At 61.9% G+C, this 26,123-nt stretch carries 27 protein-coding genes and 5 pseudogenes; 18 read left to right on the top strand and 14 right to left on the bottom strand.

Annotated elements, in window-relative coordinates; translation table 11 throughout:
• Positions 1 to 140: 140 nt before the first annotated feature.
• Positions 141 to 542, top strand: a complete 402-nt coding sequence (gene csgH / locus NKJ81_RS29815) for a curli-like amyloid fiber formation chaperone CsgH (RefSeq protein WP_352542636.1) — start codon at positions 141 to 143, stop codon at positions 540 to 542.
• 168 nt (positions 543 to 710) lie between these two features.
• Positions 711 to 1,118 (top strand): curlin, encoded by a 408-nt coding sequence (locus NKJ81_RS29810; protein ID WP_352542639.1) that lies wholly within the window; start codon positions 711 to 713, stop codon positions 1,116 to 1,118.
• A gap of 413 nt (positions 1,119 to 1,531) precedes the next feature.
• Here the strand turns inward: NKJ81_RS29810 and NKJ81_RS29805 are convergent, their stop codons facing one another.
• Positions 1,532 to 2,674 (bottom strand): MFS transporter, encoded by a 1,143-nt coding sequence (locus NKJ81_RS29805; protein ID WP_352542638.1) that lies wholly within the window; start codon positions 2,672 to 2,674, stop codon positions 1,532 to 1,534.
• 272 nt (positions 2,675 to 2,946) lie between these two features.
• Here NKJ81_RS29805 and NKJ81_RS29800 point away from each other — a divergent pair.
• Positions 2,947 to 3,195 (top strand): annotated as a pseudogene (locus NKJ81_RS29800) (glutathione S-transferase family protein); the annotation flags it as partial.
• 55 nt (positions 3,196 to 3,250) lie between these two features.
• On the opposite strand, the gene NKJ81_RS29795 reads toward NKJ81_RS29800, so the two are convergent.
• Positions 3,251 to 4,921 (bottom strand): FAD-dependent oxidoreductase, encoded by a 1,671-nt coding sequence (locus NKJ81_RS29795; RefSeq protein ID WP_352542635.1) that lies wholly within the window; start codon positions 4,919 to 4,921, stop codon positions 3,251 to 3,253.
• Positions 4,922 to 5,269: 348 nt separating this feature from the next.
• Here NKJ81_RS29795 and NKJ81_RS29785 point away from each other — a divergent pair, with 348 nt between their 5' ends.
• From NKJ81_RS29785 to NKJ81_RS29775, 3 genes are read left to right on the top strand one after another with little or no spacing between them, the layout of a single operon-like run.
• Complete coding sequence (locus NKJ81_RS29785) at positions 5,270 to 6,625, top strand: selenium-binding family protein (protein ID WP_352542634.1); 1,356 nt, start codon at positions 5,270 to 5,272, stop codon at positions 6,623 to 6,625.
• Positions 6,622 to 6,993, top strand: coding sequence for a 2Fe-2S iron-sulfur cluster-binding protein (locus tag NKJ81_RS29780; protein ID WP_352474288.1), 372 nt, complete (start codon positions 6,622 to 6,624; stop codon positions 6,991 to 6,993). Before NKJ81_RS29785 ends, NKJ81_RS29780 begins: the two co-directional genes overlap by 4 nt.
• Before the next feature lie 5 nt (positions 6,994 to 6,998).
• Positions 6,999 to 7,448: a CoA-binding protein gene (locus tag NKJ81_RS29775; RefSeq protein WP_352542637.1), complete on the top strand. Its 450-nt coding sequence runs from the start codon at positions 6,999 to 7,001 to the stop codon at positions 7,446 to 7,448.
• Between the two features lie 76 nt (positions 7,449 to 7,524).
• Here the strand turns inward: NKJ81_RS29775 and NKJ81_RS29770 are convergent, their stop codons facing one another.
• From NKJ81_RS29770 to NKJ81_RS29750, 5 genes and pseudogenes are all read right to left on the bottom strand, one after another.
• Complete coding sequence (locus NKJ81_RS29770; protein WP_352503449.1) at positions 7,525 to 8,748, bottom strand: NAD(P)-binding domain-containing protein; 1,224 nt, start codon at positions 8,746 to 8,748, stop codon at positions 7,525 to 7,527.
• Between the two features lie 62 nt (positions 8,749 to 8,810).
• The gene (locus tag NKJ81_RS29765) at positions 8,811 to 9,368 is read right to left on the bottom strand and encodes an OsmC family protein (RefSeq protein ID WP_023679231.1); all 558 of its coding nucleotides are present in this window, start codon (positions 9,366 to 9,368) and stop codon (positions 8,811 to 8,813) included.
• Positions 9,369 to 9,676: 308 nt separating this feature from the next.
• A pseudogene (locus NKJ81_RS29760) lies at positions 9,677 to 10,308 on the bottom strand (tyrosine-type recombinase/integrase).
• 283 nt (positions 10,309 to 10,591) lie between these two features.
• Complete coding sequence (locus tag NKJ81_RS29755) at positions 10,592 to 10,903, bottom strand: glutathione S-transferase N-terminal domain-containing protein (protein ID WP_352503443.1); 312 nt, start codon at positions 10,901 to 10,903, stop codon at positions 10,592 to 10,594.
• A complete protein-coding gene (locus NKJ81_RS29750; RefSeq protein ID WP_352542633.1) occupies positions 10,897 to 11,688 on the bottom strand; it encodes a PhzF family phenazine biosynthesis protein in 792 nt (263 codons plus the stop codon). Before NKJ81_RS29750 ends, NKJ81_RS29755 begins: the two co-directional genes overlap by 7 nt.
• Positions 11,689 to 11,776: 88 nt before the next feature.
• On the opposite strand from NKJ81_RS29750, the gene NKJ81_RS29745 reads away from it, so the two are divergent.
• Positions 11,777 to 13,159 (top strand): aminotransferase-like domain-containing protein, encoded by a 1,383-nt coding sequence (locus NKJ81_RS29745; RefSeq protein ID WP_352542632.1) that lies wholly within the window; start codon positions 11,777 to 11,779, stop codon positions 13,157 to 13,159.
• A 72-nt stretch (positions 13,160 to 13,231) separates the two neighbouring features.
• On the opposite strand, the pseudogene NKJ81_RS29740 reads toward NKJ81_RS29745, so the two are convergent.
• The 3 genes and pseudogenes from NKJ81_RS29740 to NKJ81_RS29730 form a co-directional block, all read right to left on the bottom strand.
• Positions 13,232 to 13,417 (bottom strand): annotated as a pseudogene (locus NKJ81_RS29740) (transposase domain-containing protein); the annotation flags it as partial.
• A 46-nt stretch (positions 13,418 to 13,463) separates the two neighbouring features.
• Positions 13,464 to 13,610: an IS66 family insertion sequence element accessory protein TnpB gene (gene tnpB, locus NKJ81_RS29735; protein WP_023703244.1), complete on the bottom strand. Its 147-nt coding sequence runs from the start codon at positions 13,608 to 13,610 to the stop codon at positions 13,464 to 13,466.
• A 289-nt stretch (positions 13,611 to 13,899) separates the two neighbouring features.
• Complete coding sequence (locus NKJ81_RS29730; protein ID WP_352542631.1) at positions 13,900 to 14,781, bottom strand: LysR family transcriptional regulator; 882 nt, start codon at positions 14,779 to 14,781, stop codon at positions 13,900 to 13,902.
• A gap of 148 nt (positions 14,782 to 14,929) precedes the next feature.
• On the opposite strand from NKJ81_RS29730, the gene NKJ81_RS29725 reads away from it, so the two are divergent.
• From NKJ81_RS29725 to NKJ81_RS29710, 4 genes and pseudogenes are all read left to right on the top strand, one after another.
• Positions 14,930 to 15,616: an SDR family NAD(P)-dependent oxidoreductase gene (locus NKJ81_RS29725; RefSeq protein ID WP_352542630.1), complete on the top strand. Its 687-nt coding sequence runs from the start codon at positions 14,930 to 14,932 to the stop codon at positions 15,614 to 15,616.
• The gene (locus NKJ81_RS29720) at positions 15,513 to 15,761 is read left to right on the top strand and encodes an SDR family oxidoreductase (protein WP_352503438.1); all 249 of its coding nucleotides are present in this window, start codon (positions 15,513 to 15,515) and stop codon (positions 15,759 to 15,761) included. The genes NKJ81_RS29725 and NKJ81_RS29720 overlap by 104 nt, the downstream gene beginning before the upstream one ends.
• Positions 15,762 to 15,855: 94 nt before the next feature.
• Positions 15,856 to 16,215, top strand: a pseudogene (locus NKJ81_RS29715) (alcohol dehydrogenase catalytic domain-containing protein); the annotation flags it as partial.
• A 254-nt stretch (positions 16,216 to 16,469) separates the two neighbouring features.
• Positions 16,470 to 16,895: a zinc-binding dehydrogenase gene (locus tag NKJ81_RS29710; protein ID WP_352542629.1), complete on the top strand. Its 426-nt coding sequence runs from the start codon at positions 16,470 to 16,472 to the stop codon at positions 16,893 to 16,895.
• Positions 16,896 to 17,448: 553 nt separating this feature from the next.
• Here the strand turns inward: NKJ81_RS29710 and NKJ81_RS29705 are convergent.
• Entirely contained in the window at positions 17,449 to 17,793 is a 345-nt protein-coding gene (locus NKJ81_RS29705; protein ID WP_352503436.1) for an amidase family protein, read from the bottom strand.
• A gap of 1,020 nt (positions 17,794 to 18,813) precedes the next feature.
• Between NKJ81_RS29705 and NKJ81_RS29700 the strand changes: the two genes are divergently transcribed.
• The gene (locus NKJ81_RS29700; RefSeq protein WP_352503435.1) at positions 18,814 to 19,563 is read left to right on the top strand and encodes an SDR family oxidoreductase; all 750 of its coding nucleotides are present in this window, start codon (positions 18,814 to 18,816) and stop codon (positions 19,561 to 19,563) included.
• A 337-nt stretch (positions 19,564 to 19,900) separates the two neighbouring features.
• Here the strand turns inward: NKJ81_RS29700 and NKJ81_RS29695 are convergent, their stop codons facing one another.
• Entirely contained in the window at positions 19,901 to 20,413 is a 513-nt protein-coding gene (locus NKJ81_RS29695; RefSeq protein ID WP_352474289.1) for an OmpA family protein, read from the bottom strand.
• Between the two features lie 10 nt (positions 20,414 to 20,423).
• Positions 20,424 to 21,083 (bottom strand): L,D-transpeptidase, encoded by a 660-nt coding sequence (locus NKJ81_RS29690; protein WP_352474291.1) that lies wholly within the window; start codon positions 21,081 to 21,083, stop codon positions 20,424 to 20,426.
• Positions 21,084 to 21,125: 42 nt separating this feature from the next.
• On the opposite strand from NKJ81_RS29690, the pseudogene NKJ81_RS29685 reads away from it, so the two are divergent.
• A pseudogene (locus tag NKJ81_RS29685) lies at positions 21,126 to 21,443 on the top strand (NAD-binding protein); the annotation flags it as partial.
• A gap of 18 nt (positions 21,444 to 21,461) precedes the next feature.
• On the opposite strand, the gene NKJ81_RS29680 reads toward NKJ81_RS29685, so the two are convergent.
• A complete protein-coding gene (locus NKJ81_RS29680; RefSeq protein WP_352542628.1) occupies positions 21,462 to 22,355 on the bottom strand; it encodes a LysR family transcriptional regulator in 894 nt (297 codons plus the stop codon).
• A gap of 150 nt (positions 22,356 to 22,505) precedes the next feature.
• On the opposite strand from NKJ81_RS29680, the gene NKJ81_RS29675 reads away from it, so the two are divergent.
• The 5 genes from NKJ81_RS29675 to NKJ81_RS29655 are packed head-to-tail and all read left to right on the top strand — an operon-like array spanning position 22,506 to position 26,107.
• Positions 22,506 to 23,696, top strand: a complete 1,191-nt coding sequence (locus tag NKJ81_RS29675; protein ID WP_352542627.1) for an MFS transporter — start codon at positions 22,506 to 22,508, stop codon at positions 23,694 to 23,696.
• Entirely contained in the window at positions 23,693 to 24,163 is a 471-nt protein-coding gene (locus NKJ81_RS29670) for a cyclophilin-like fold protein (RefSeq protein WP_352542626.1), read from the top strand. The genes NKJ81_RS29675 and NKJ81_RS29670 overlap by 4 nt, the downstream gene beginning before the upstream one ends.
• A gap of 18 nt (positions 24,164 to 24,181) precedes the next feature.
• The gene (locus NKJ81_RS29665) at positions 24,182 to 24,577 is read left to right on the top strand and encodes a (R)-mandelonitrile lyase (RefSeq protein ID WP_352542625.1); all 396 of its coding nucleotides are present in this window, start codon (positions 24,182 to 24,184) and stop codon (positions 24,575 to 24,577) included.
• 25 nt (positions 24,578 to 24,602) lie between these two features.
• The gene (locus tag NKJ81_RS29660; RefSeq protein ID WP_352503430.1) at positions 24,603 to 25,619 is read left to right on the top strand and encodes a zinc-dependent alcohol dehydrogenase family protein; all 1,017 of its coding nucleotides are present in this window, start codon (positions 24,603 to 24,605) and stop codon (positions 25,617 to 25,619) included.
• Positions 25,620 to 25,678: 59 nt separating this feature from the next.
• On the top strand, positions 25,679 to 26,107 hold the full coding sequence (locus tag NKJ81_RS29655; RefSeq protein ID WP_352542624.1) for a lipocalin-like domain-containing protein: 429 nt from the start codon (positions 25,679 to 25,681) through the stop codon (positions 26,105 to 26,107).
• Positions 26,108 to 26,123: the final 16 nt, after the last annotated feature.

The following is a 26,123-nucleotide window of genomic DNA, read 5'->3' as shown; positions in this document are numbered from 1 at the left end:
ACCCAACCCGAATACCCTCGTCCCGGCTTGGGGGGGGGCGTGTTTTTTTTTTATATAACACGGCCCAAAAAACCGGCAACGGCCCTGGCGGCGGGGAAAATATCCGGGGGCCGCCGCTAGCCAAGCCAAGGAGACGAACCATGCCCCGCATCGTCAAGCATTCCCGCCGCGTCATGGCGGCACTCGCCCTGGTCCTGGTCCCGGCCGGCGCGCTGGCGACCATGGCCACCGCCGACCAGTCCGTTGGGCCGGTGCGCTGCGAGATCCGCGCCACGCCGGAAGGGGGCATGGTCTTGCTTGAGGCGCTTGCCTATGCCGACAGAAACGTGAGTGGCACCTATTCCTTCCATGTCGAAAGCACCGGTCGCACCGGCGGCACCAGCATCGAGCAGGGCGGCGCCTTCAGCGCTGCGCCCGGCAAGCCAGCTACGCTCGGCGCTGTCACGCTCGACGCAAAGGCCGGCGTTTACGACGCCAAGCTCGAAGTTGCGGTCGATGGCAAGAGCATCGGCTGCGCCGCGCGGGTCGGCGGCGCGACCTGATCGCACCGGCCAGTTCACGAAAAAGGGCGTCGGCGTTCGGCGCCTTTTCTATGTGTGCCGAGCCGGGAAAAATGACTGAACGACAGCTGAACGACGGGTTCCGGGATGGTTCAGCCGCAATTCGGGAAGGTTGGCCATAGGCTGAGGCAGCCGGAAATGAAGACCAAGATGACCCGCAATATGTTCATAACCCTTACTGCCGCTCTCGTTGCCGGCAGCATCGGCCAGGTGGCGCTGTCCGCACCGGCCTACGCAGGAGGCTGGGTGTCGGTGACATTTGCTCCTGCCAACGCCCGCGGCGCCCTGGCGACCGGCCTGCGCGTCTATTCGAAGTATCGCGGCCTGCACGGCGCCAGAATCCGTCAGTCCGGACACGGTAATGCTGCTGGCCTCGGCCGGAACGGCCGCGGCAATCTGGGCATCATCCATCAGGAGGGCAACGGCCATTCCGCCATCCTGAGGCAGAACGGCAACGACAACGCCTACGGTATTTTCCAGTTCGGAAGGAACACCGAGGCCAATGTCGTGCAGAACGGCGACGGTGGTGGCGGCGCCATCTTCAGCTACGGCTGGTAACGGCCGATAATCGGGGCGCGAGCGGGACTCGATCCCCTTGCGCGCGACCCAATCATTCGGGCCGAACATCTCGGCAGAGCCGAAGATGACCCCGCGGCGTCCTCCTTGGGAGGTTTTTCAACGCGGGCCGATGTCGACCCAGCCCGCACCCCTCGCGCTGCGGCCCACATCGAAAAACCTTCACCGATGCGGACCTTCTGCAGCGGCTTTTCCACGCATAGCAGACGTTCGACGGAACGGGTGATCCTGCCCCGGCAAACACCGATGATGTCAGATAAAGTGCGGCAGACAATGTCACGAGGAAGCGAGGCGACATTTCACGCTCCGCGACAGCCGGAAGTGATCGACAACTTTCCAACGTTTTCCTTCGCGATTGACCCATCCTGGTCAAACACCCCAAACCGGCGGCTGCATCACCGTTCCTCCGGCGGCTTGAGGTGCCGAAACTGCATCAGCAGCAGCAGATCGTAAGCGATCTTCAGTGCACCGCAGATGATCAGGGGCCAAGCCCGGAACGAGGCAGCGAACAGAGCGCCCGCCAGGGCGGGACTGGCTGCGGCAGCCAAACTGCGCGGTACCGATGTGAAGCTCGCGGCGGCTGCCCGCTCCGCCTCCGTGACGACCGCCATGACGTAAGATGAGCGCGTCGGGACGTCCATCTGTGAAAGTGCGGCACGGATCAGCAGCAGGGCGAGCGCCAGAGGGAGCGTCGGCGCAAGCGCCGCCAGCATCAGGGCGATGCTGGACGGAATGTGTGTGAACACCATCGTGTTGATGAGTCCGATGTGCCGCGACAGCCAGGCGGCAACGGGGAATGAGAACGCCGAAAGCACGCCGGACCAGAAGAAGAAAAAGCCCGCTTCCGAAAGCGACAGGTCGAATTTTTCGAAAAGCCACAGGGCAAGCAGCGACTGGACGAGGAAGCCGCCGGCAAAGGCATCAAGGCTAAAAAGGGCCGCAAGCCTGAAAACGATATTCCGCGAGGGGCCAAGCGCGGACGTGCTGCCGGAGTCCGACGTTGGACGGCGCCGCGGGATCTGCGCGTAAAGCAGACCGCCGAGCAGGCCCAGCAACGCATAGAGCACGAACATCGCCTTGATGCCGGTGAGTTGGTCGAGGCCGGCTGGAGCCAGAAGGTCAGGGGTTGCCGAAGCGAGCGCGCCAACCGCGGCTGCGAGCGCACCCACAAGGCTGTAGCGCGCGAACATCTTGGTCCGCGCGGCGTCGGTGACTTCGCGTGTGAGGACGGCATGCTCTAAGGGCACGAACACGCTGACGCTGCCGGCCGACGGGTTGATGGTGCCTGCGAAGGCGATCACCAAAAGCAGCGCGTAGTCGTGGACCACAGCAAAGGCCACACCCGTGGCGACCATCAGACTGGCGGCGGCAAGCAGGAGTTGGCGGTGATCGTGTCGGGCACCAAGGAGTCCGACGGCGATGGTCAAGAGCGCTGAACCGAGCAGCGATCCGGTTGCAATGATGCCGACCTGCAGAGGCGCGAAGCCTAATGCGAGGAGATAGACCGGCAACAGAACGGCCACGAAGCCATCGCCCATGTCGCGCAGGGCTCCGGCCGCAAAAAGAAAAGTCGCCGGGCGGATCTGCTGCACTGGTCTAGCCTGCCCTCATCACCTGCGTTGGCGTCAACGGCTTTGGCAGCGTCGCTCGACAGGGCTGGGACATCATGACGGAGTCGCGTTAGACATTCCAGCGAGACGAAGGCCATGAAGTTCGGGACGTGGGTCAGAATTCCCCGTGGTCTTGCTTTGGTAATGTCCAGGAAGGGGCGCATTGCTGCCCGCCAGCCTTGGGGCCGCTGACGACCCGCGACGAGACCTGGCATAAGCAGCGCCTGCCCATGGTCGAGGATCGCATCCGTGGCCGGCTCGGCGAACTTTCCGATCGCCTGGGCAATGCCGACCTGGCTCGATGGTGCGTTCAGCGCCGGTGACCTTCTGATGGTGGCGTGCTGCGCAGGTTGAACGGATCGGGTATACTGGACGAATATCCGAACCTCTCCGCTTATGTAGCCCGCGGCGAAGTGCGGCCAGCCGTCAAGCGTGCTTTCGATGCTTAATTGGCGGTTTTCACGCCGCATCGACCGGCTGATGACATTCTGGTTACTTGACCCTCTAGCTTTGGTTGCGGTCTACTTTCTCTTCATTGGCCAGATACTGGTGGACGAAGGCGATGGCCATGCTGCCCTCGCCGACCGCCGAGGCAACGCGTTTGACCGGGCTCAGGCGTACGTCGCCGCAGGCGAAGATGCCGGGCGCGCTGGTCTCGAGCAGGTAGGGGTCGCGGCCATGCGACCAGAGCCCGGCCTTCTTCACGTCGTCGCCGGTCAGCACATAACCGCGTGCATCGCGCGCTACGTCGGCCGGCAGCCACTCGGTCTCGGCGTTGGCGCCGATGAACACGAACAGCCCGCCGCATTGGTGCCGGCTCACCTCGTTGCCGGTCTTGTCGAGAATGTCGATCGCCGTCAGGTGCGTCTCGCCGTGCACGGCCTGGACTTCGGAGTGAAGCTGGACCTTTACGTTGCATTTCGCCCTGAGCTGCTCGATCAGATAGTGAGACATGCTGTCGGCAAGCGAGGGGCCGCGCACCAGCAGCGTCACGCTGCGCGCATGGCCGGAAAAATGCATCGCCGCCTGGCCGGCCGAATTGCCGGCGCCGATCAGGTAGACATCCTGCCCATGCGTGCTGCTCGCCTCGCTGCGCGCGGCGCCATAATAAACGCCTTTGCCGATCAACCGGTCGAACCCGTCGATGGCAAGACGGCGCCAGGCGACGCCGGTTGCCAGGATGAGGCTGCGGGCGCGCACGACATCGGTGCCGTCGAGCACCACCTCGTGCGTCGTCGGGTCGATGCCGGCGACCGAACGGGTGACCAGGATTTCGGCGCCGAGCCGCTTTGCCTGCTGCAGCGCGCGGCTGGCAAGCTCGTCGCCGGAAATGCCGCTTGGAAAGCCGAGATAGTTCTCGATGCGCGAGGATGTTCCCGCCTGCCCGCCGGGCGCCTCGCGTTCGACGACGATGGTGCGCAGCCCCTCGGAGGCGCCATAGACCGCAGCCGCAAGACCGGCCGGTCCGCCGCCGATGATCGCGACGTCGTACTCGGCGCCGCGCGGGCGCGTCTGCAGCCCGAGGCGGATGGCAAGATCGCGCACGGCGGGTGCTTCGATAATCTCCCCGTCCGCCAGCCGGGCAACGGGACCATCGAGAGCCGGCCTGCTGAGGGCAGACCAGAAAGCCTCGGCATCCGACGTGTCGGGCAACAGCCAGGTGAACGAAATCTGGTTGCGGGCCAGAAACCGGCGCAGTTCGCCGCACGCCGTGTCCCAGCGATGGCCGACCAATGTGACGCGCGGCCTCTGCGGCTCGGCAGTGACGCTTTGCAGCCCGCCCATCCGCTCGCGGGCAAGCGCGCTGACCTTTTGGGCCACGTCCTTTGACACCGCGGCGATGGAATAATACTGCTGAACGTCGATGCGCATGACGCGGGAAAATTCGGCGGCGCGATAGCCACCGGGAAAACCCGAGCCAAGCGCAATCGGCACCTCGCCGAAGATCGTTCCCGGCAGACGCCAACCCAGCGTTCGCTCGATGCCGTCGAAGGTCTTTACGACTTCGATCTTGCCGGCGAGAACCGCAAACAGCGCGGCCTCTCCACCCTCGTGAATCGCGAACTCTCCGGGGCTGAGGTGAAGATCGGCCGCTGTCCGCGCCAGCCGCTCCAGCTCTGCCGCCGGCAAACCCGAAAACAACGGGATTGCTCCCACTTCATCACTTGTCAGCATGGCCCCTCGCGGGAGCCAGTTAGCGTTGTTTTTTTGCCGTGATCAATAAAAAAGCGAGGCGGAGCCGCGTTTTGGGAGAGAGCGCAACTTCCCCGTTGTTGTACCGTTGTTGTGGGGGAGATCGGCAGCCTCGACGCCATGTCACGCATGCTCGTAGCTCGCTCAATCCGGACGGCAGGTGGATGATCGTCGAGCCGTTCGCGCACGATCATCTGGCTGTCAACCCCGTCGGGCGCGCCTATTATGCCGCCTCCGCCTCCCCGGCCATAGCGCCAATGCCAAGCATGCACTAACATTCCAGCTTGCCCCTTTGGGGCTGGCGAGTGATCTGTTCAAAGGGAAGTACCCATGACCAATCATTGCTGTGGACCGGGCTATGCTTCTCCAGCCGAGGCGATGACGGCACCTCGCGAAAAGCTGCTCTATACGATTGCCATCTACACCGGCACGGGCATTCAGAAGCCGGACTATCTGTGCACGATTGATGTCGACCCGGAGAGTTCGACCTACAGCCAGGTGATTTCGCGTTTGCAAATGCCGGGTATTGGCGATGAGCTTCATCACTCGGGCTGGAATGCCTGTTCGTCGTGCCATGGCGATGCGAGCATGGAGCGGAAATATCTGATCGTGCCGGGTGTGCGCTCGTCAAATCTGCATATTGTCGATTGCGGTACCGATCCGCGCAGCCCGACACTGTTCAAGGTGATAGACGGCGCTGAAATCAAAGCCAGGACTAACCTGTCGGCGCCACACACGGTGCATTGCCTGGGCTCGGACATCATCGTTTCCATGCTTGGTGACGCCCAGGGCAATGCCCCCGGCGGCTATTTGCAACTCAGCAAGGAGTTCGAGATTGTCGGCCGCTGGGAAAATTCCATGGGCAGGATCAAGTTTGGTTATGATTTCTGGTACCAGCCGCGACACAACGTAATGGTCAGCTCGGAATGGGCCGCGCCCAATACCTTCATGCCTGGCTTTGACCTGGAAGAGGTTGGTCATCTGAAATATGGCCGAGAGATCCATTTCTGGGATTTTGAAAAGAAGGAGCCAAAGCAAACATTCTATCTCGGTGAAGATGGCTTGATCCCACTGGAAGTGCGATTCCATCATAACCCCGACAGCAGTCACGGCTTTGTTGGCGCGGCCCTTTCTGCAAATATCATCCATTGGTGGAAGAACGCGGCGGGTGACTGGCAATGGGAAAAAATTGTCGATGTCGGCAATGAGCCGCATCCCGCATGGCCGATACCAATACCGGGCGTGATCTCGGTCATTCTGCTCAGCATGGACGATAGATACCTCTATCTGTGCAACTGGTTGCATGGCGACATTCGTCAGTACGACATCTCGGACCCTCACAACGCCAAGCTTACCGGACAAGTGTGGATGGGCGGACTTCTCGGCCGTGCGCCTGAGGTCAATGGCGTGAAAGTGACTGGCGGGCCTCAGATGATACAGCTCAGCCTCGACGGCAAGCGCCTTTATGTGACGACCTCACTCTTCTCGACGTGGGATAATCAGTTCTATCCGGAAATCCGCACCAATGGCGGATGCATGCTGATGGTCAATTGCGATACGGAAAACGGCGGCATGGAAATCGATCCGCTATTCGTTGTTGATTTTGGTAAGGAACCAAATGGACCAAGCCGCTGCCACGAAACCCGTTATCCCGGGGGTGATTGCACGAGTGACATCTGGGTATGACCTGCTTCACCATCATTCTCGCCAATCAAGGCGGTGCGGCCTTTGACGTCGATCACCGCAAGCCCCTCTTGCAAAGCTTGCGCGAGCAGGGCGTGGATCTGCCGTATGGGTGCAAGTATGGCGGCTGCATAACCTGTGCGGCCAAAATAATCAGCGGCAAAGTCGATCAAAAAGCGCAGCGGGCGCTGAACAACCGCCAGATCAACAATGGCTATATAATCCTCTGCGTCGCCCGCCCTTTGAGCGACTGCACGCTGGAGGTCGGCGTTGAGAGCCACGACAAGCTCTATCGCAACCCCTTCCTTGACCCGCTGGCCGCTCATGAATTGAAAGCCGATATTGCGACCCCGTTGGAAGCAAAGAAATGACCCATATGAATCATGATGAGCCCTATTCGGAGGCTTATCTGCAAGACATTCTGAATTCGGTCAAAACCATCGCGATGGTTGGGGCCAGCCCCGATAAAACTAAATTTTCCTATGGGGTACTCAGGGTGCTGCACGAAATCGGCTACGACATGATCCCGGTCAACCCCAGTCCCGGTCTGGATGAGATTCGAGGGCTTAAGGTGTACGCGTCACTAGCGGCCATCGACCGGCCTGTGGATATGGTTGAGGTTTTTCGCCGCTCCGAAGATCTGTTGGAAGTTGCACAGGAGGCCATCGCAATTAATGCCAAGGTTCTGTGGGGTCAGATTGGGGTGCGCGATGACGCTGCCGCCCAGTTGGCGGAGGAAGCGGGCTTGAAAGTGGTGATGAACCGCTGTCCCAAGATTGAGTTGTTCCGCCCCTTCTGGAAGCCAAAGCTGCATTTGGGAATATGACTGCAGGGGCGCAGAATTCGGGGGTGTCGCGGCAACCAACCTGTTCCCTCTGGAGTCTCAGACGTTGATTCTGCTATCAGATTGAATTTTGCCCGAGGTACGATGCCAGATGATCGCTGAGATCCCGCGCGTCGTCGCCAGCGCCGTCGATCAGAGCAGACTTGCGGCGGCGCAGAAACTGCGTCCCCATCAGGTACAGGCCCGGATGTTCCGCTACACCGCCGTCGTGACGGACGTGGCCCTTGCGGTCGAGGACCGGCAGTTCCAGCCAGGAGTAGTCCGGCCGGTAGCCGGTGGCCCAGATGATCGTCCTGATAGCGCCCCCGGCAAGATCGAGGCCGAGCGGCGGGTTGTCCTCGACACGGGTCGGCGGCGGGCGATCCGGCGGCCCGACCGTAGCGTCCAGGCCGTTGGCGCGCGCCCATTCGTCGATGAGGTCGAGCAGCCGGGCCATCTTGAGATCGGAAAGCGCGCACATGTTGCGCAACGACCCCGCAAACTGGGCCTTGCCGTCTTCGGTGATGCCGGCAAGACGACCAATGAGCCGGACGCCGAGGTCGTCGAGCGCATTGAGGTCGAGGGTGATGCGGTCGGGCGTGCCGGCAAGCTGTAGCGAAGGAACCCGTCGCGCCCGCCTGATGTCGTCCACCTCGTCGTAACGCTCGTCGAGCACGCCGGCGGCGTCCATCCACCATTCCAGGTCCTTGCCGCGATAGACGCGGGGCGCCCGGATGTGCTCGCCCACCGACAGGGTCACTTGACGCCCCGAACGCTGCAGCTCCTGTGCGATCTGGGTGCCGCTCGACGACGCGCCCACCACCATCACGCCACCGTCGGCGACCTGACCCGGATTGCGGTAGGACTGTGCCGTCAGCATGGCGACCGACGGCGGCACGCGGCTGGCGACGTCGGGCAGGCGCGCGATGTTGCACGCGCCCGACGCCAGCACGACGGTCCGACACCGCCACTCGCCGCGGTCCGTGCGCACAAGATATCCCGCCCCGTCGCTGCGAACCGAGGTAACGGTCGTGTGGGTTCTGACCGGAGCCGAGATCGCCTTGGCATAGTTCCCGAGGAAGTCGATCACCTCAGGCATCGTCCGGTAGCCGTCGGGATCGTCGCCGTCATAGCGAAAGCCCGGCAGCCGGCTCTGCCAGTTCGGGGTGAGCAGCCGCAGTGAATCCCATCGCTCGGTGCGCCAGGTATGGGCGATCTCGCCGCGCTCCAGCAGCACATGGTCGATAGAGCGCTCCGCGAGGCAGCGGCTCATCGCGAGCCCCGCGTGCCCCGCGCCGACGATCGCTGTGGTGACGGAACTAATCGCACCCTCTCATCAGGAGAGTCTACGGTTCGAAGCGCCTTTCAATTCACCACGACCGTGACGTTCGTCGGATTGGTGACAATGTCATAGACCGCCGACCGCTTCTGCGACTGAGCGACGATAGCCTCGATGTCCTCGCGCTTAGCGTCGGCGTCGATGTTGTATTTCACCGTGATGCCGCTGAAGCCGTTGCGCACGTCGCTGTCGATGCCGAGAATTCCGGCGAGATCCATGTCGCCTTCGATGGTCGCCTTCACCGACTTCAACTGGATGTTCCGGTTCTGGGCAACCGCGGCGATGCCGGCGGTCAGGCAACTCGCCAATCCGACCAGCACGTATTCGACGGGCGTGGCGCCCTTGTCCTGGGAAGCGAAGACCTCCGGATGGTCTGCGTCGAATGTGAAGGTGGTCTTGCGATGCTGATCCTCGCCGAGACCGTAGAAGCTCTCGACCGACGAGTGGCTGTGGGTGCCATCCTTCCATTCGCAGGCCGCGCGCCACTTGAACTGCGCTGCCTCCGGGGCGTTGGTGAGCGCTTCGCGTGCGCCGAGCAGCGCCTCTACGTTAACACCGTTGTTTGCCTGTACTTCGGAAGCCATAATTATTATCCTCCCTACCTTGCACTGGCTCAAAAACCCGACCGATCTCACTGACCTCCCGATCAGATTTCACCATGGCGCGGCATGCTATGGGTCGCGAAGCGTTTCTTCAAGTTGTTTCCGCAGCGGAATGTTCGCCCTCGTGTGCCGAGTTGTGCCTTTGCAGGCTCTGGCGCGATCACGACCTTCAGCGCGGCCAATTGCAGTGTCTGCTTCCGGGCGGAGGCAAAGTTCGCCTCTATGGCCGACATTGCGGCGCAAAGCCGCTGGACCCAACACCCGCGCGACCCACGCGAGGTCGTCCATTTTCAGATTTCAGTTCCCTCGGCCAGCGTCAGTGCATCCTCGACGTCGACGCCGAGATACCGGACGGTGTTCTCAATCTTGGTGTGGCCGAGCAGAATTTGAATTGCTCGGAGATTCCCGGTGGCCTTATAGATAATGGAGGCCTTGGTACGACGAAGCGAGTGGGTGCCATAATCCTCACGGCGAAGGCCAACCGCCGAAACCCATTCATCGACCAGGCGCGCATACTGCCTGGTGCTCAAATGGCCAGCATGATCGACCCGACTGGGAAAGGCAAAATCGTCGACCGCTCCACCTCTACGTTCGAGCCATGCAAGTAGGCTTGCTCGGGCGTCTGCCATCAGTTCGAATTGAACTGGCCTCCCAGTCTTTTGCTGCACAATCATGGCCCGAGTCCGAATCTCAGCGCCACTCACTAGCGCGCCAATCTTGAGCTTCACCAAGTCGCAACCACGCAACTTGCTATCGATCGCAAGGTCGAACAGCGCTCGGTCCCGTGATCGACCTTCGCGGTCGAGAAAGAACCGGATTTCCCAGATTTGACGAACCTTCAGAGGTCGTTTGACGCCTACTCTCTTGCCTGCATTCCAAGCGGGACGGCCTTGTCGGCGAGGTCATACTGCGAATGTCCCATATCGTTTCTCCTCAGACCACTATTGGCCAGAGCACAAACGTTCGGGAGGGGCCGATAGTGTTGAAAAAGTCCGGGTTGCAGCAGTCCTGAAGCACTTCTCTATTCGGCATGTTGAGGTCAAGCGCTTTCGAGCTTGCGGCTTCTCCGGCGTTTGACGTCTTTCGCGGGGCCTCGCTTCTCTACGGGATCGGCTTTAGCCCTCCCAGCATGGGATCAGGAGAATGAAGCGGCACAATCTGATTCGCGGCCTGATCGGCTGCAGTGAGCGACCGGTCCGAGTGCTTCAACGAACTCGCCTCATCCATCGTCCCGCGAAGGACGTGCTTCCGCCGGTGGCGGAACTTGTCTCTCTCCTTACGGCCTCTCGGCTCGCTGCGAGATAGCGGATAATCGCGTTGGACTCCCAGACGATTGTCCCCGCGTCGTCGATCACCGGCACCATCGCGACAGGATTGAGCGCCCGAAACAACGGTTCGCTTATCGGCCGGTGAGATCCACCCCAATCCTCAGGTTCGAATGCGAGGTCGAGCTCGACGCATGCCCAGAGCACCTTGCGGACATTGATCGAGCCCGCATAGCCATAGATTCTCAGCATCGGATGTCCGCCCGACCTTCGAGATAGAAGGCACAGGAACCCTCGAGCTCCACGCGGTCGCCGACGACGCGGCATAGCAGCTCGCCACCGCGAGCCGAGGCCTGGAAGGCGCGCAAGCTCGTCTTGCCGAGCCGGGCCGCCCAGTAGGGCGCAAGTGCGCAGTGCGCGCCGCCAGTGACCGGGTCCTCGGGAATACCCTTGGCGGGTGCGAAATAGCGGCTGACACAGTGATAGCCGTCGTCGCCCGGCGCGGTAAGGATCAGGCCGCCCCGGTCGAGCCGTGCAATCGCGGCGAGATCGGGCGCCAGTTGCCGAACGTGATCCGCAGTCTCCAGCAGCGCCAGATAGTTGAACTGATCTACGAGCACCTCGACCGGAAACCGCCCAAGTGCGGCGGCCATCGTGTCAGGGATCGTCGTCTGTATCATCGGCCGGGCTGGAAAGTTCATCACATAACCCGTTTCCGCGCGGGAGACGGTGAGCGGGCCGCTTGCCGAATGGAAAGTCACCGAGCGGCGCTCGGGCGCGAGTCGCTCCATGACAACCGCAGCGCTCGCGAGCGTGGCATGCCCGCACAGCGGCACCTCCACCGTCGGCGTGAACCAGCGCAAGTGAAAGTCCGGGCCGTCCGGCACGAGAAAGGCCGTCTCGGCGAGGTTATTCTCACCGGCGATCGCCTGCAGATGCTCATCAGCGGCGAAGGCGTCGAGGACCATGACGGCGGCCGGATTACCGGCGAAGCGGCGGCTGGCAAAGGCATCGACTTGGTATAGCGGGACGAACATATCTGCTCCACACATTGAGGTCATAACAATCGTCCGATTGACTAGAGAGTCAATTCTATTAATGTCCCTATGACAATATGAGGCAATCATGATGACCCGCTGGAGCCCGGTACTCGATCGCTCGGATGCAGCGCCGCTCTATCGTCAGCTCGTCGATGCGATGGCGGCGGATATCGCGAACGGTCGCCTCCCTGCCGACGCGAGGCTTCCGCCGCATCGCGAGCTCGCCCATGCGCTCTCGATCAGTGTCGGCGCCGTCACGCGCGCCTATGGCGAAGCGACCGAGCGCGGGCTTATTGCGGGTCATGTTGGACGCGGCACCTTCGTCATCGACCGGTCGCCGGCAACCACCGACACGGGACCTATCGACCTCACCATCAATCTTGCGCCGATCAATGCGAACGACGCCGTGCGCGAGGCTCTGAGCGCGCTGCGCCGGCGGCCAGCGTTGGTCGACCGGTTGTGCTATCAGTCGACTTGCGGGCTTAACCGCGACAGGCAGGCAGCCGCCGCCTGGCTCACCCGGACAGCCAATCTTCAGCGCATGGAATGGCAAACGGTGATCTGCTGCTCGGGCGCGCAGAATGCGATGGCGATCGCGCTAACGGCGCTCTGCGCACCTGGCGATCCGGTCTTGTGCGAAGCCGCGACCTTCCCCGGGGCGAAGGCGCTGGCTAGCCAGTTGGGCCATCCCCTCCGCGGCGTGGAGATGGATGCCGAAGGCGCAACCCCACAAGCGCTGGACAGGGCCGCCGCAGAAACCGGCGCGCGCCTGTTCTACACGTTACCGACGCTGCAGAACCCGACTGCACGGACGATGGGACTGGAACGGCGCGCCGAAATCGTCCGGGTGGCGCGCGCACGCGGGCTCTGGCTCATCGAGGATGATGTCTATGCGCCCTATGCGCGCCATCTCGACGTGCCGCCGCTCGCGGCGCTCGCGCCCGAGCGCACGATTTATGTCAGTTCCTTGTCGAAGATCGTCTCACCGGGGCTTCGTGCCGGGTTCCTCGTCGCGCCAACAGGCGAGGTGTTCGACCGCTGCGCGCGGGCGATGCGGGCGTTGATGCATTCGCCGGCGGGGATCAACAGTGCGGTAACGACGCAGTTGATCGAGAGCGGCCGCGCTGACGAGATTGCAAGCGCAGCCATGGCCGAAACGCGTGTGCGGACGACGCGCGCGCTCGCGGTGCTTGGCGATGTGATCGAAAAACCGCGATCGGACGCCAGCCTGCATGTGTGGCTGCCGATGCCAGAGATCAATGCTGAGCGTGCAGCCGCTCGCGCGTCTTACGCTGGCATCCGGCTCACTTCACCAGCGGCATTCGCCGTTGCGAACGGCGCCGTGGAGAGCGGCCTGCGTCTATGTGTCGGCAGTGTGGCTAGTGGCCTGGTGCTCGAGCGCGCGCTGATCGTGCTCAGGGGCATTTTGATGGATGAGCACGCCGATCACGAGCACGGCGTAATCTGAGCTCGCCGCGTCGCCAATGAGGGGCGCCGACAAGTGGAGGACCTTAAGGTAGAACTTGTGGAGCTGGACATGTTGCTCGGCCTCTTCGAGCCCCAGCAGCAATTGATCCTCGGGAAGCGTCTCAGCTCTTCGACCGAAGCGGTGACGTTGCAATTCCTTGATGATCTGGACCAGGCGGGCGTTCTCGACGTCGCGTGCCAGGATCATCGCCTTCAGCGCGTCCGGATCGTCGGGAAGCTGGTCTGCAGTCATTGCCATCACCGGCCCGCACAGCGGAATCCAGGCTGATTCACTTCGTCGCGGGTCAGCCTGCCTGGGCTGGAACGCGGGTCCGGCGCGCCTCGTGGACCCGCCGCCAGTCCAGCCCTTCCAATAGCGCCGACAGTTGCGCGGCCGTCAGCCGCATCATGCCGTCATGCACTTTCGGCCAGCGGAACTCCCCATCCTCCAGACGCTTGGCAAGACATTCTGCGAATCGAACCCAAGAGCGCAGCTCGGTTCATCCGCGATCATCAGCAGTTCAAGTAACCCCCACCCTGCGGTCACCTCGCTGGCGTCCACAAGCCGGGCAAGGAAAATGGCGTATCGGCGGGTAATCTTGACCCGACCGCCAGGCTTTCTCGGTATCAATGACGACGCAATCTTGGTGCACCCCTGTCCAAGCGACAGGTGTTCATGACGGTGTAAGGTTGAATGTGACTGCCGAGTGGTCGCTAAAGCCATGGCTACGAAATTGATCGTCAACCACCGAATCGATCAGCGATAAAGTCGATGAAGCTTCGCAGCTTCGGCGACATGTAGTGGTCCCGAAGATAGACAATCTGCATGGGCCGGCTCGGGAGTTCATAGTTCGGCAACAACCGGATCAGGCGGCCGGCGGTGACATCCTCGGCTAGCAGAACTTCCGGCTGCATGACGACGCCGAGGCCGTTCAGGGCTGCGACCCGTATCGCCTGACCATTGTTCACCTGGATCATGCCGGAAACGCCAACACGTGAGGTTCCCTCCTCGCCGATCATGCGCCAGGCCGATTCGGCGGAATAACGGAACGCTACACAACGATGGCCCGCAAGGTCCGCGGGGCGGTGCGGCTCACCGTGTTTCGCGATGTAATCCGGCGAGGCGCAGATCATCATCCGATAAGGCATCAGCGGCCGGGCAATCAAACCGGAGTCCGGGAGGGAGCCGATGCGAATCGCTGCCTCGACACCTTCCTCGATCAGATCGACAGTGCGATCGCACAAAGTGATGTCGAGTTCAACTTCAGGATAGCGCGCGGTGTAGTCCCCCAGCACGGGCATCAGGCCCTCCGCGCCAAACGAGACCGGAGCAGTCACGCGCAACCGTCCGCGCGGGACGATATGGTTGGCGAGTGCGTGGGCGTCCACTTCGGCGACCAGCCGGAGGATTTCCAGACAGCGTTCATAATAGACCCGACCAAAATCGGTGAGGCTCTGGCGGCGGGTCGTCCGGTTGACGAGACTCGTGCCCAATCGCTTTTCAAGTGCGTGTAGATGGTTGCCAACCATGGTCGGCGACATGCCGGACGCGGAGGCCGCCGCAGTTAGGTTTCCCTTTTCGACGATCTGCACGAAAACGGACATGCTGCCGTATAGATCCATTAAACAGTCCTGCTTCGTAGTGTTCTCATAATTGGCGATATTATAATGGCTTCATGATTAATCTATTTGTCCATTCAACGGAATGCCTCTCGGCGAGGCCTTCCTGGAGCTGATGAGGCGCATCGCTCTTGAATGGAGACATCGACACATGAGAACGACAGGCGAAAGCGAAACGGCAGGCATGAAGCGGTTCGTGTCCAAGATCGCGATCGTAACGGGCGGCGGAACTGGCATGAGCAAGGCGGCGGCGCTGCGGCTTGGCCGGGAGGGCGCCAATGTTGTCGTTGCGGGGCGCCGGATAGGAGAACTCAATCCCGTCGTTGACGAGGTCGTCTCGCAGGGCGGGAAGGCGCTGGCGACACCGGCCGATGATTCCGTTCCCGAGCAGGCCGAGGCGCTTGTCGATAAGGCGCTCGAACCCTTCGGCAGCCTGGATGTCATCTGGAACAATGCCGGCGTGCTGGGCGCCTTCATGCCGGCGCACAAATTGCCGTTCGATGAATTCGACAGGCTGATGTCGATCAACCTTCGCGGCGTGTTCGCCTGCCTAAAATACGAGATCGCGGCGATGCTGGATCGCGGCGTTCATGGCGCCATCATCAACACGTCGTCGTGGAGCGCGCATGGCTCGATGCACGGCATTGCAGCCTGTGCCGCGAGCAAAGGCGCGCTCGACGCGATGGCACGAACGGTGGCCGTAGAGGTCGGAGACCGGAATATCCGCACTAACAATGTCAGCCCGGCATCATCGCGACGCAATGTGCCGGGCGGCGCTCGGCGACGACGACGCGATGCGGCCGTTCGCGCTACACACACCTGTACGACGTGTTGGTGAATCCAGGGATGTCGCCGATGTCGTCCCCTGGCTGTTGTCCAGCGATGCGCGCTTCGTGACAGGACAAAGCATTCTGGTGGAGGGCGGCTACACGCTTGGAGGCCAGCGTCCTTGGCTGAACAAGGCGATCACTCAGCACGCTTAATCGTTTGTCGCTCGCATCAGGCGCCACGTTGGCGGGTTGCCTGTCAATCAAGAAACAAGACGCAGCCTGTTCTGCGAACACACCTGACGTCGGCATGGAGCCGCACGGCACGCACCCAAGAGAGAGACTCATGAAAGCCATTGAACTCACTGAACCTTCGCTTGATGCATTTCGCCCGGTTGTTCTGCCTGATCCCGTGCCAGGTCCGGGTGAGGTACTGGTTCGGCTGCGCGCCGCCACGCTGAACTACCTGGATATCGCCATCGCCATCGGCAACTTTCCGGTTCCCCGTTTTCCACTGATCCCGGTGGCCGATGGCGCTGGCGAGGTGGCGGTGGTCGGCACAAATGTCTCCGCCTTCAAGGCCGGGGATCGCGTCATTCCGCATTTCATGCCGCGCTGGCAGGGTGGTCCGATCTCGCCCGCCAATGTCGCCGGCATGCGCGGCATTTCTCTCCCCGGCTCGCTGGCCGAATATGTGGTGATGCCCGAGACCGGCATTGTGGCCTTACCGTCTCATCTGGATTTCGCTCAAGGCGCGGCCCTGCCGATTGCCGGCACGACGGCCTGGAACGCGGTCCGCTCGGCGGAGCTTCGACCAGGTTCGACTGTGGTCATTCTTGGCACGGGCGGCGTCAGCATCTTTGCGCTGCAATTCGCCAAGGCGTCGGGCGCGACAGCGATAGTTACCTCATCGTCCGACGAAAAGTGGAGCGGGCGAAGCAGCTTGGCGCTGACCTTCTCGTCAACTACCGTTCGACACCGGAATGGGATGACCAAGTGCTGCGACTCACCGATGGACGCGGCGCGGATCTCGTTGTCGATACGGTAGGCGAAGCGACATTCGCCCGGTCCCTGAAAGCGGCAGCCTTCGGCGGCACAGTGTTCACCGTCGGTTTTCTTACGGGTACTGCCGCATCCATTGATCTGTTCTCGATCATCGGCAAGGCGCTCAAGGTCGTGGGCAACAATACCGGCTCCGTTGCCGATCTTGCCGAGGCCGCACGCGCCATCACCGCGCAGCGCATCGTGCCGGTTCTCGGCCAGATGTTCGACGTCGCCGAAACCAGCGTTGCCTTTTCCAGAGTTGCGGCGGGAGGCCAGCATTTCGGCAAGATCGCAATAGTGCAATAGCCGGATTGTCAGGTCATCGGTGTCCGCATGCCGGTGTCCGGCCTCAACATCCGGATAACAGACATAGGAGATCTGGGTATGCCACGAAATCCGCGATCATTCACAAGGTCGAAAGCGATCGAGGACACCTACGGATTTGCATTTAAAGGGTGCGCGTTGCCCAGGTTCGGGAGCTGCGCATGCCCCTCAGCGACAGGTATCCGCCCCACGCGCTTACTAGCCCGAGGAACACTGAAAGCAGCGCTATAATAGCTTTTGGCGGCTGGGACGCGATTGCCGCCAGTCCTCGAAACATATCCAAGTCCCTTATGTCGCGATCAAAATGCACCCGACAAGGTTTACGGCAATTCCTATGCGGGCGAGCCGGAATACGACAGTTTGGTCTCTCGGCCACGGGCATTTACAACTGTACGTGGCGAAATGCCGAGCGTGCTTGTCGCCAAACTCGGCCAGGATGGGCACGACTGCGGCGCCAAGGTAATCGCATTGGGACATCTGCTTCGACGACGGCATCGGGCCGTTCTTCCAGACGTCGGACGAGGCGGCAACTCTTTCATCTCGCCGACAGAATGCGCTCGAGTGCTCCAGCGAACTTCAGAATATTGTTTTCGCCTTGGTGGCGTCCGACAATCTGAAGGCTCGGAGACAGAGACGCGGCATCGACGTTGATAGGCATCGCAAGCGCAGGATGTCCGGTGTGATCGAAAAGGCATGTCTGTCTGACCAGTGCCATCGTAAAGTCGTAAGACTTGTCCGAGACTATCAGTTCTTTCGCATCGCGTCGCGGACGTGACACCGAGAGCGTCGGCGTCAGTATGACATCGACCTCCTCCAACAGGCGATTGACCTGGCTGGTAAATCGAACCCTCTTCTCAGATGCATTGACATAATCACCCACCGGCGCGCCTGAAGAGCCGCAGCAAACCAGCTTTGGGCAATCGTCGGGTAGCTCCCAATATGTTCCTTGAAATTGGCGTAGTGGTACGCGGCTCCCTCCACAAAAAAGATGCGTCCGTGCATCTCGGAAATCTCGTCGAGATTGGGAAGTTGAACCTCCTGGCATTCTACCCCATTTGTTTTCAGGAGTTCAAGGATTTGAGCAAAAGCATCCTCTTGCGTCAGCTTCGTGCAGCCAAACGGGATCGAACCCGATCTTTCGTACTGGCGCGTCGTCTCTGCCCTCGTCATCGCGAAGCGCGCCCCATGCTGCGGCCCAAGACACGCGGCAAAGCATTTCGCAATTCGGCAGCGGCTAACTACTCGTCCTCCGAACCTTCGAGTAGGCTTGATTCCAAAGATAATCGGCGCCCTGCCCGGCATAGCTGTTGGCCACGAAGATCGCACGGGTGTCCTGCTTCAGCACCTTCAGCCAGTTGTCGATGGATGGCTGACCTGAATCCTGCCTCGATGCCAAGCCAGGTGCGCAGGATGGCGCTGCCCAACTCCGCTATAATATTTTTCAAACGCGTATTGCTCGTCTCCGAAGCGTTTGCCGACCGTCCGGCCGCACAGCTTCTCATGAGCGGTGGCGCGAATAAGCTCGTGCATGAGGTCTGCAAGTAGGGCTCGTCGGCGACAAGCGCCAATGAACTCAGTGTGAAAGTCCCATTTCACACTGTCGGGCTTTTCCATGGATTCTGACGTCAACTTTTGGGGCGATTGCGGACCGGCCGTCTTAGGCGGGGATACAGGAGAGCGGACATTCAGGTCGTCGCGAACATCGTCGTGGCCTGACCCAGTGCTGTAAGATGACCTGCGATACGAAAGTCTCGACAGGTGGAATGTCGCCACTCAGTCATCGGTCCCGCGATTTTTCATTTGGCCAAGGATGGCTGCTGTCCTGTTGGACGAGTAATGCTAAACGCGACTGTAGGTAAGAAGGCCCTCGGGTGGGGGCGACCGTATGAGGAACTCCGTCATGCACAGACTGCGGAACAAAGCTACGCTGATCACCGGCGGCACCAGCGGCATCGGGCTCGCAACAGCACGCCGCTTTCTCGAGGAAGGTGCTCGCGTTGCGATCACCGGCACCAACGAGGGCCGTCTGGAAGAAGCACGCAAGACTCTCGGCGACAATGTGCTCATCATCGCTGCCGATGCGGGCAGCGTTGCCGCCCAGGAAGATATCGCCCGACAGCTGGGAGCGGCATTCGGCAAGCTCGATGCTGTTTTCGTCAACGCTGGCATCGTTGACTTGCGTCCGCTTGCCGACTGGAGCGAGGCGGCCTTTGACCGGAGCGTTGCCATCGATCTGAAAGGACCTTACTTCCTGGTCAAGGCCTTGGTCCCGCTCCTTTCGAATCCGGCTTCCATCATTCTCAGCGGCTCCGTCAACGCACACATGGGAATGGCTGGAACGCACGTCTATTCGTTGGCAAAAGCCGGAATGATTTCATTGGCGCGAACGCTCTCTGGTGAGCTGATCGGGCGCGGCATCCGCGCCAATGTGATCAGCCCGGGCCCGATAGACACGCCGCTCAACGACAAGCTTGGTCTGGGTCCGGCGGAAACGAAGGCTCGGGCGAACGCTGTCGTCGGGATGGTCCCGGCAGGCCGCTTTGGGACGGCCGAGGAAATTGCCAATGCGGTGGTGTTTCTGGCGTCCGACGAATGCCGTTTCATGGTCGGTTCTGAAATGCTAATCGATGGCGGCATGAACATCATGTGAGAACTCGGCCCAGCGATGGGTCTCGAACTGCGGCTCACGCCAACTCGGTAGTGGCGAGAGGGCGCCAAGGCAGATCACTTTGTGGGGCAAGGCTTCTCGAACGCCCAGTCTTTCCGGCCTGCCGATCCATCCTGCTGGGCAAGTTCGAGATTGCGCGCGAAGCTGCCATTCGCGCCAACACTGGCATAGTCCGCAAGTGGCGCCACCACGACCTCCAGCGCCGTCGCCTGCGATGTCAGCTTTCAGGAACGGCAAAGCGGATCTGTACGGCGCAAAGCAGCCATGCCGCCGCCGCGTGTGAGACTCTGCTTCGGGTCACAAGCAGAACAGCAGCCCCCTACGGCTCGTCCCTCACATCGCGCAAATTAGACACAACGCGGCGGTTCTGCGACCTGCAGGCGGTGTCGGGGCACTCGCGGACGAGCCTGTCCTTGCCGTAGCCCTTGGCCCACATGCGGTTGCGGTCTATGCCGCCGGCGGCGAGGTAGTCCATCACCGCATCGGCGCGCTGCTGCGACAGCGCCGTTTCCTTTGCGCCGGGATCGTCGGCGAAACCCTGCAGCTTGAGCAGCCAGCGCGGATGCTTTGCCAACCAAGCGATCTGGGTGTCGAGGGTGGCCTTGGCGACGGAATCGAGCGCGGCCGAACCTTGCGTGAAATAGGTGCGGCGGCCGACATTGAGGATAAAATCCTCCTCGCTGCCCGGCTGCACGTTCTGGAAGCCGGCAACCTCGGTGTTGGTGACGTCGGGTGTGGGAGGGGCCAGCGTGTTGCTGGTCGAGCAGGATGCGGCCAGCAGCAGCAGGCCTGCGGCGAGCAGCCGGCGCGTGTTTTCAATGATGCGGTTCATGAGGCGCCAATCATTCGACAGTGGTGGAAGCGGGCGCCTGGTCGGCGATGTGCGGCAGGACCTGCACCGCGGTGCCGATCGGGCACCGCTGGTAGAGGTCGATGATGTCTTCCGGGAACATGCGGATGCAGCCGCTGGAAGCGTCTGTGCCGATGCTCCATGGCTCCAGCGTGCCATGCAGGCGGTAGCCGGTGTCGGCGCCGTCGCGGTGCAGATAGAGCGCGCGCGGCCCGAGCGGATTGTTGGACGCGCCGCCTGCGATCATGTCCGGTAGCTCCGGCCTGCGCTTGCGCATTTCGGGAGGCGGGACCCAGTCCGGCCACAGCGCGCGACGGTCGATCGTCGCGCGGCCGTACCATTTGAAGCCGTCCTTGCCGACGCCGACGCCGTAGCGGATGGCAGTCTTGTTTTCCATGATGACGTAGAGGAAATGGTGGCGGGTATCGACCACGACGGTGCCGACCGGCTCGCTACTGAAATACTTGACGATCTGGCGATGCCATCTCTTGTCGATCTTGGCGAAGTTGGTCTTGCGATAGACAAAATTGTTGTCGCTGGCGGTACCGGCGAAAAAGGATTTTGCCGCCGCTGCTTGAGCAATATTGCCGGTGGCACCCATCGCGACCAGCGCCAGGCCTCCGAGCACGACACCCCTGCGTGATAAAACCATCGGCAATATTCCCCCTCATGCCAAAAGCCTGGCGGACCATAGTTGAGAATTACTTCGCCTCAAAGTGGAAAATGCTGCGTTGCTTCAGTCCGCCGTGTCCGGACATTCGTCATTGCCGGGTTCGGGTGGGTAGACCGGGTGATCGGCAGATTGCTCGACGAGCGTGGATACAGGTGGGTTGCGGTCGACCTCGACGCCAAAAATGTAGAGCGGTCCCGGAAAGAACGTCTACCGGTCTTTTTCGGCAACGCTTCGCAGGAGGAGATGGTGGCCGCCGCGAAAATTGACTGTGCAAAGGCCCTGGTGATCACTCTGGACGACCCCGAGGCAGCCAAATTGGTTCTTGCGGCGCTTGGACGCAAACTGCCCGACCTCCCGTCAGATGCGATGGCGGAGCGCCTCAACGATCACCGCCATCGCAGGCGAGAGCTGTCGCCTGCTCGGGTAGTAGAGGTGATAGCCCGCAAACGGCGGACTCCAGTCGTCAAGCACGAGCCTAAGGCATCCCTTGGCGATGTGCTGGCTGACGAGGTTTTCCGGGACATAGGCGATCCCGAAACCGCTTATTGCAGCCTCGATCATGGGAATGGACGAATTGAAGGTGAGTTGGCCCTCCACCCGCACACGAAGGTCGCGGCCATCCCTGGCGAATTCCCAGGCATATAATCCGCCGAACGTCGCCTGCCGCATATTAATGCAGTCATGATCGACCAGATCCTGGGGTGCGGTCGGAACCGGATGGCGGGAAAAGTACTCCGGCGAAGCCACGGCCACGAGCCGCCAATCCGGCCCGATGCGCACTGCGATCATATCCCTGTCGATGCTCTCACCAAGCCGCACGCCTGCGTCGAAGCGCTCCTCCACAATGTTCTTCATGCCGTTGTCGCTGTAGAGCTCGACGCACACGTCAGGATAGTCGCCGAGCAAGGGCTGCAGCTTCGGCCAGACGGTCGTCTGGAGCGCATGGTCGGACAGCGTGATACGGACCGTTCCGGAGGGTTTGTCGCGAAAGGCCACCAGGCTTGCGAGGTCGGCTTCGATTTCCTCGAAGCGGGGAACAAGAGATTGGAAAAGTCGCTCGCCGGCCTCGGTCGGTGCGACGCTCCGCGTCGTACGTGTCAGCAGGCGGACGCCAAGATGAGCTTCAAGCTCCTTGATTGTCGAACTCAGGGTCGACTGCGAGGTTCCGAGCTTGGCCGCCGCCTTGGTGAAGCTGCGCTCCCGCGCGACCGCCACGAACCAGAGCAGATCCTTCATGCCATCGCGCTGCATAGGGCACCTCCGATCGGACATTTATATCATGAGCAGATAAGTCCATGCGAATTACTTAGTCTAATAGAATGGGTTCCTCTGCAATATCTTCCGGCATGGCGACGGGACCGGCGGCTGATCCGCCCCAGTCGCCTTGCAAGGATGCCAATCATGGAAACGACCTACGACACAAGGCTTGTCGAAGACCGCGCCGCATGGGGCGCGGTGTTGTCGATGGCGCTGTGTGTTTCCGTGCTCATCGCGTCGGAATTCATGCCGGTCAGCCTGCTGTCGCCGCTAGCGGCCGATCTCGGCATCACCGAGGGCCGCACGGGACAGGCGATCTCGATTTCGGGCGCTTTCGCCGTCGTGACCAGCCTGCTGGTCGCCGGCCTCACGCGCCGGATCGACCGCCGACTGGTCGTGACCGGCTTTACCCTTCTCCTGATCGTGTCCGGGCTCGCTGTCACCTTCGCGCCGAACTACGCGTTCCTCATGGTCGGCCGGGCGCTGCTCGGCATTGCGATCGGCGGGTTCTGGTCGATGTCGACCGCGATCGTCATGCGCCTCGTGCCGCAAGACATGGTTCCGAAGGGTCTCGCCATGCTAAACGCTGGCAATGCCATTGCGGCCACCATCGCCGCGCCGCTGGGCAGTTTTCTTGGCGCCTATGTCGGCTGGCGCGGCGCTTTCTTCCTCGTCGTGCCGCTTGGGCTCCTGGCGCTGGTCTGGCAGTGGACAAGCCTGCCGGCGCTGCCCCCGCGCCGGAGGAAGCGTCCTGGCAATGCGCTGGCGCTCCTCGGCCGTCTTCCTGTCGCCACCGGCATGGCGTCAATCATGATGCTGTTCATGGGTCAGTTCGCGCTCTTCACCTATCTGCGGCCCTTCCTCGCGAGCGTCACCCGGCTCGACATCGCTGCCCTCTCGGCGGTCCTGCTGGCGATGGGGCTGGCGGGGGTGCTCGGCACATGGTGCGTCGGCCGGCTTTTGCGCACGCGCCTGTTCGGCATCCTCGTCGTCATCCCGCTGGTCATGGCCGCGCTGGCCGCTGCGCTCATCGCCCTCGGTGCCTTGCCGGTTCCCACAGCGCTGCTGCTCGTTGCCTGGGGCTTCTTCGGCACGGCCGCGCCCGTTGGCTGGGGCACGTGGCTCAGCAGGACGTTGCCGGACGACGCAGAGGCCGGCGGCGGGCTGCAGGTGGCGGTTATCCAGCTCGCCATTACAGGCGGCGCCGCGATCGGCGGCACGCTCTTCGATACGATCGGCTGGTGGGGTGCATTCACTTTCGGCGCGGTGCTGCTCTGCGGATCGGCGCTCGCCGCCTTTGCCGCATCGCATATGGCCCGGAGGTCTTTGCCATGACCATCGAGCGTGCGCCGCTCAGCCGCCGGACATTGCTCGGCGCCGCGCTCGCGGTGGCGGCCCTGCCTCGCGCAGCCGCCGGCCAAGAAGGCGAAGCCTCAGTCAGCCAGGAGTCCACTGACATGAAGATCAGGATGATTTTCAACGGCCGCACCATGACCGCCACGCTCTACGACAATCCGTCGGCGCGCGACTTCTTCTCCATGCTGCCGCTCGACCTCAAGATCGAGGACTACGCGCATAACGAGAAGATCGCCTATCTGCCGCGCAAGCTGACTGAAGAGGGAAGCGGTCCGTTCGCCAACGAGCAGCCCTATGACCTTTGTTATTTCATGCCCTGGGGCAACCTGGCCATGTTCTACGCCGACTATCGCCATCCCGGGCTGATCAGGCTCGGCCGCTTCGATGAGGGCGAGCAGGCCCTGCACATTCGCGGCGCGTTCCCGCTTCGCATCGAACGCATTTGAGGACACAAGGACATCACCATGGACATTCTTCGCGCAGGCACGAGGCCTTCCGCCAAGGGGTCGCCTGACTGGTTCACTGGCACGGTGCGGATCGATCCGCTCTTCAATCCCTTCGATGCCGGGCGGGTCCAAGGCGCACAGGTGACCTTCGAGCCCGGCGCCCGCACCGCCTGGCATACGCATCCGCTCGGCCAGACGCTGATCGTCGTCTCGGGCCTTGGCCGCGTGCAGCGCGAGGGTGGCCTGGTCGAAGAAATCCGTCCGGGTGACGTCGTCTGGTTCGCGCCCGGAGAAAAGCACTGGCACGGCGCGTCGCCTCAGACCGCCATGACCCACATTGCCCTCCAGGAGGTCAAAGACGGCAAGGTCGTGGACTGGCTGGAACATGTCAGCGACGCCGACTACGGCGCCTGATCTTCTCCACTCGAAAGGAACCAAAATGCTCGCAACTGTTCTTCACAAACCGGGCGACATCCGCTGCGAGGAAATCGCCGATCCGAAAATCATGCAGCCAACGGACGCCATCATCAAGCTCTCGGCAAGCTGCATCTGCGGCTCGGACCTGTGGCCCTATCGCGGGCTGCAGCCGGTCGACGGCCCGATGCATATGGGCCACGAATATTGTGGCATCGTCGTCGAGGTCGGCGCAGAGGTGCGCACGGTCCGTCCCGGCCAGTTCGTCGTCGGCTCGTTCTGTCTCTCCGACAATACCTGCCCGCACTGCCGCTTCGGCTTCCAGTCGTCCTGCGTGCAACGCGAATTCATGTCGGGCGCGCAGGCGCCTTATGCCCGCGTGCCGTTGGCGGATGGCACACTGGTCGCCACCGCCGAGGTGCCGCCGGCCGAACTCATCCCCGACCTGCTGGCCGTGTCCGATGTGCTAGGCACCGGCTGGTATGCGGCCGACGCAGCCGAGGTCCGAGAAGGATCGACGGTGGTGGTGGTCGGCGACGGTGCGGTCGGCCTGATGGGCGTGCTTGCGGCCAAGGAGATGGGCGCCGAGCGCATCATCGCCATGAGCCGGCACGTCAGCCGCCAAAAACTTGCCCGCGAGTTTGGCGCCACCGACATCGTCGCTCAGCGCGGCGAGGAAGGTGTGGCTCGGATCAAAGAGCTCACCAAGGACGTCGGCGCGGACTCGGTGCTGGAATGCGTCGGCACGGCGGAATCCTTCGACCAGGCGCTGGCCTGCTCTCGCCCCGGCGGCACCATCGGCTATGTCGGGGTGCCGCACGGCGTGAGCTTCGACGGCCAAAAACTATTCTTCGGCCAGAAGCGCATGTTGGGCGGCCCGGCGCCAGTGCGCCGCTTCCTGCCCGACCTTATGGACCGTGTGCTGCAAGGTCGGATCAAGCCCGGCAAGGTCTTCGACCTCAAGCTGCCGTTGGCCGAGGTCGCTGAAGGCTACCGCGCCATGGACGAGCGGCGCGCCATCAAGGTCATGCTTTCGGTGTGAGGGAAGATTGGACGGACGGCCTGTCCGCACCCACAACAATCAGAAAAGGAACAACGCATATGACGATGAGATTGAAGATCGCCGCCCTTGCGCTTTCAGTTATCACGCCGGCTTTCTCGCAAGAGTCCCCGATCATTGGCGCATGGCGCATGAGGTCGCTCGAGGCCGGTGCCGATGGAAACCTCAAGCCCGTGCCATATTCCGGCCAGGTCATCTTCACCGAGGCCGGCACCCTCTCGGTGCAGGCCCAGAACCCCGACGCCAAGGCGCCGGACACGCCTTATACAGCCAATGGCTACGAAGCCTATTACGGGCCGGTCGCCATCAACGACCAGGACAAGACCTTCGTCATCACGATCGAGTCCTCCGTGGTCCGCAATCTTGTCGGGAAGAGCATGAAACGCAAATTCGAAGTCTCGGACAACAAACTGGTCCTCACCCCGGACAATCCGGCCGAAGGCTGGCGCGTGACCTACGAACGTTACTGATCGGAACAGCCCGACT

This window comes from Mesorhizobium sp. M0018 (assembly GCF_040323955.1).
Lineage (GTDB): Bacteria > Pseudomonadota > Alphaproteobacteria > Rhizobiales > Rhizobiaceae > Mesorhizobium.
Note: the sequence above shows the minus strand (reverse complement) of the source record. Positions and strands in the feature narration are given on the sequence as shown.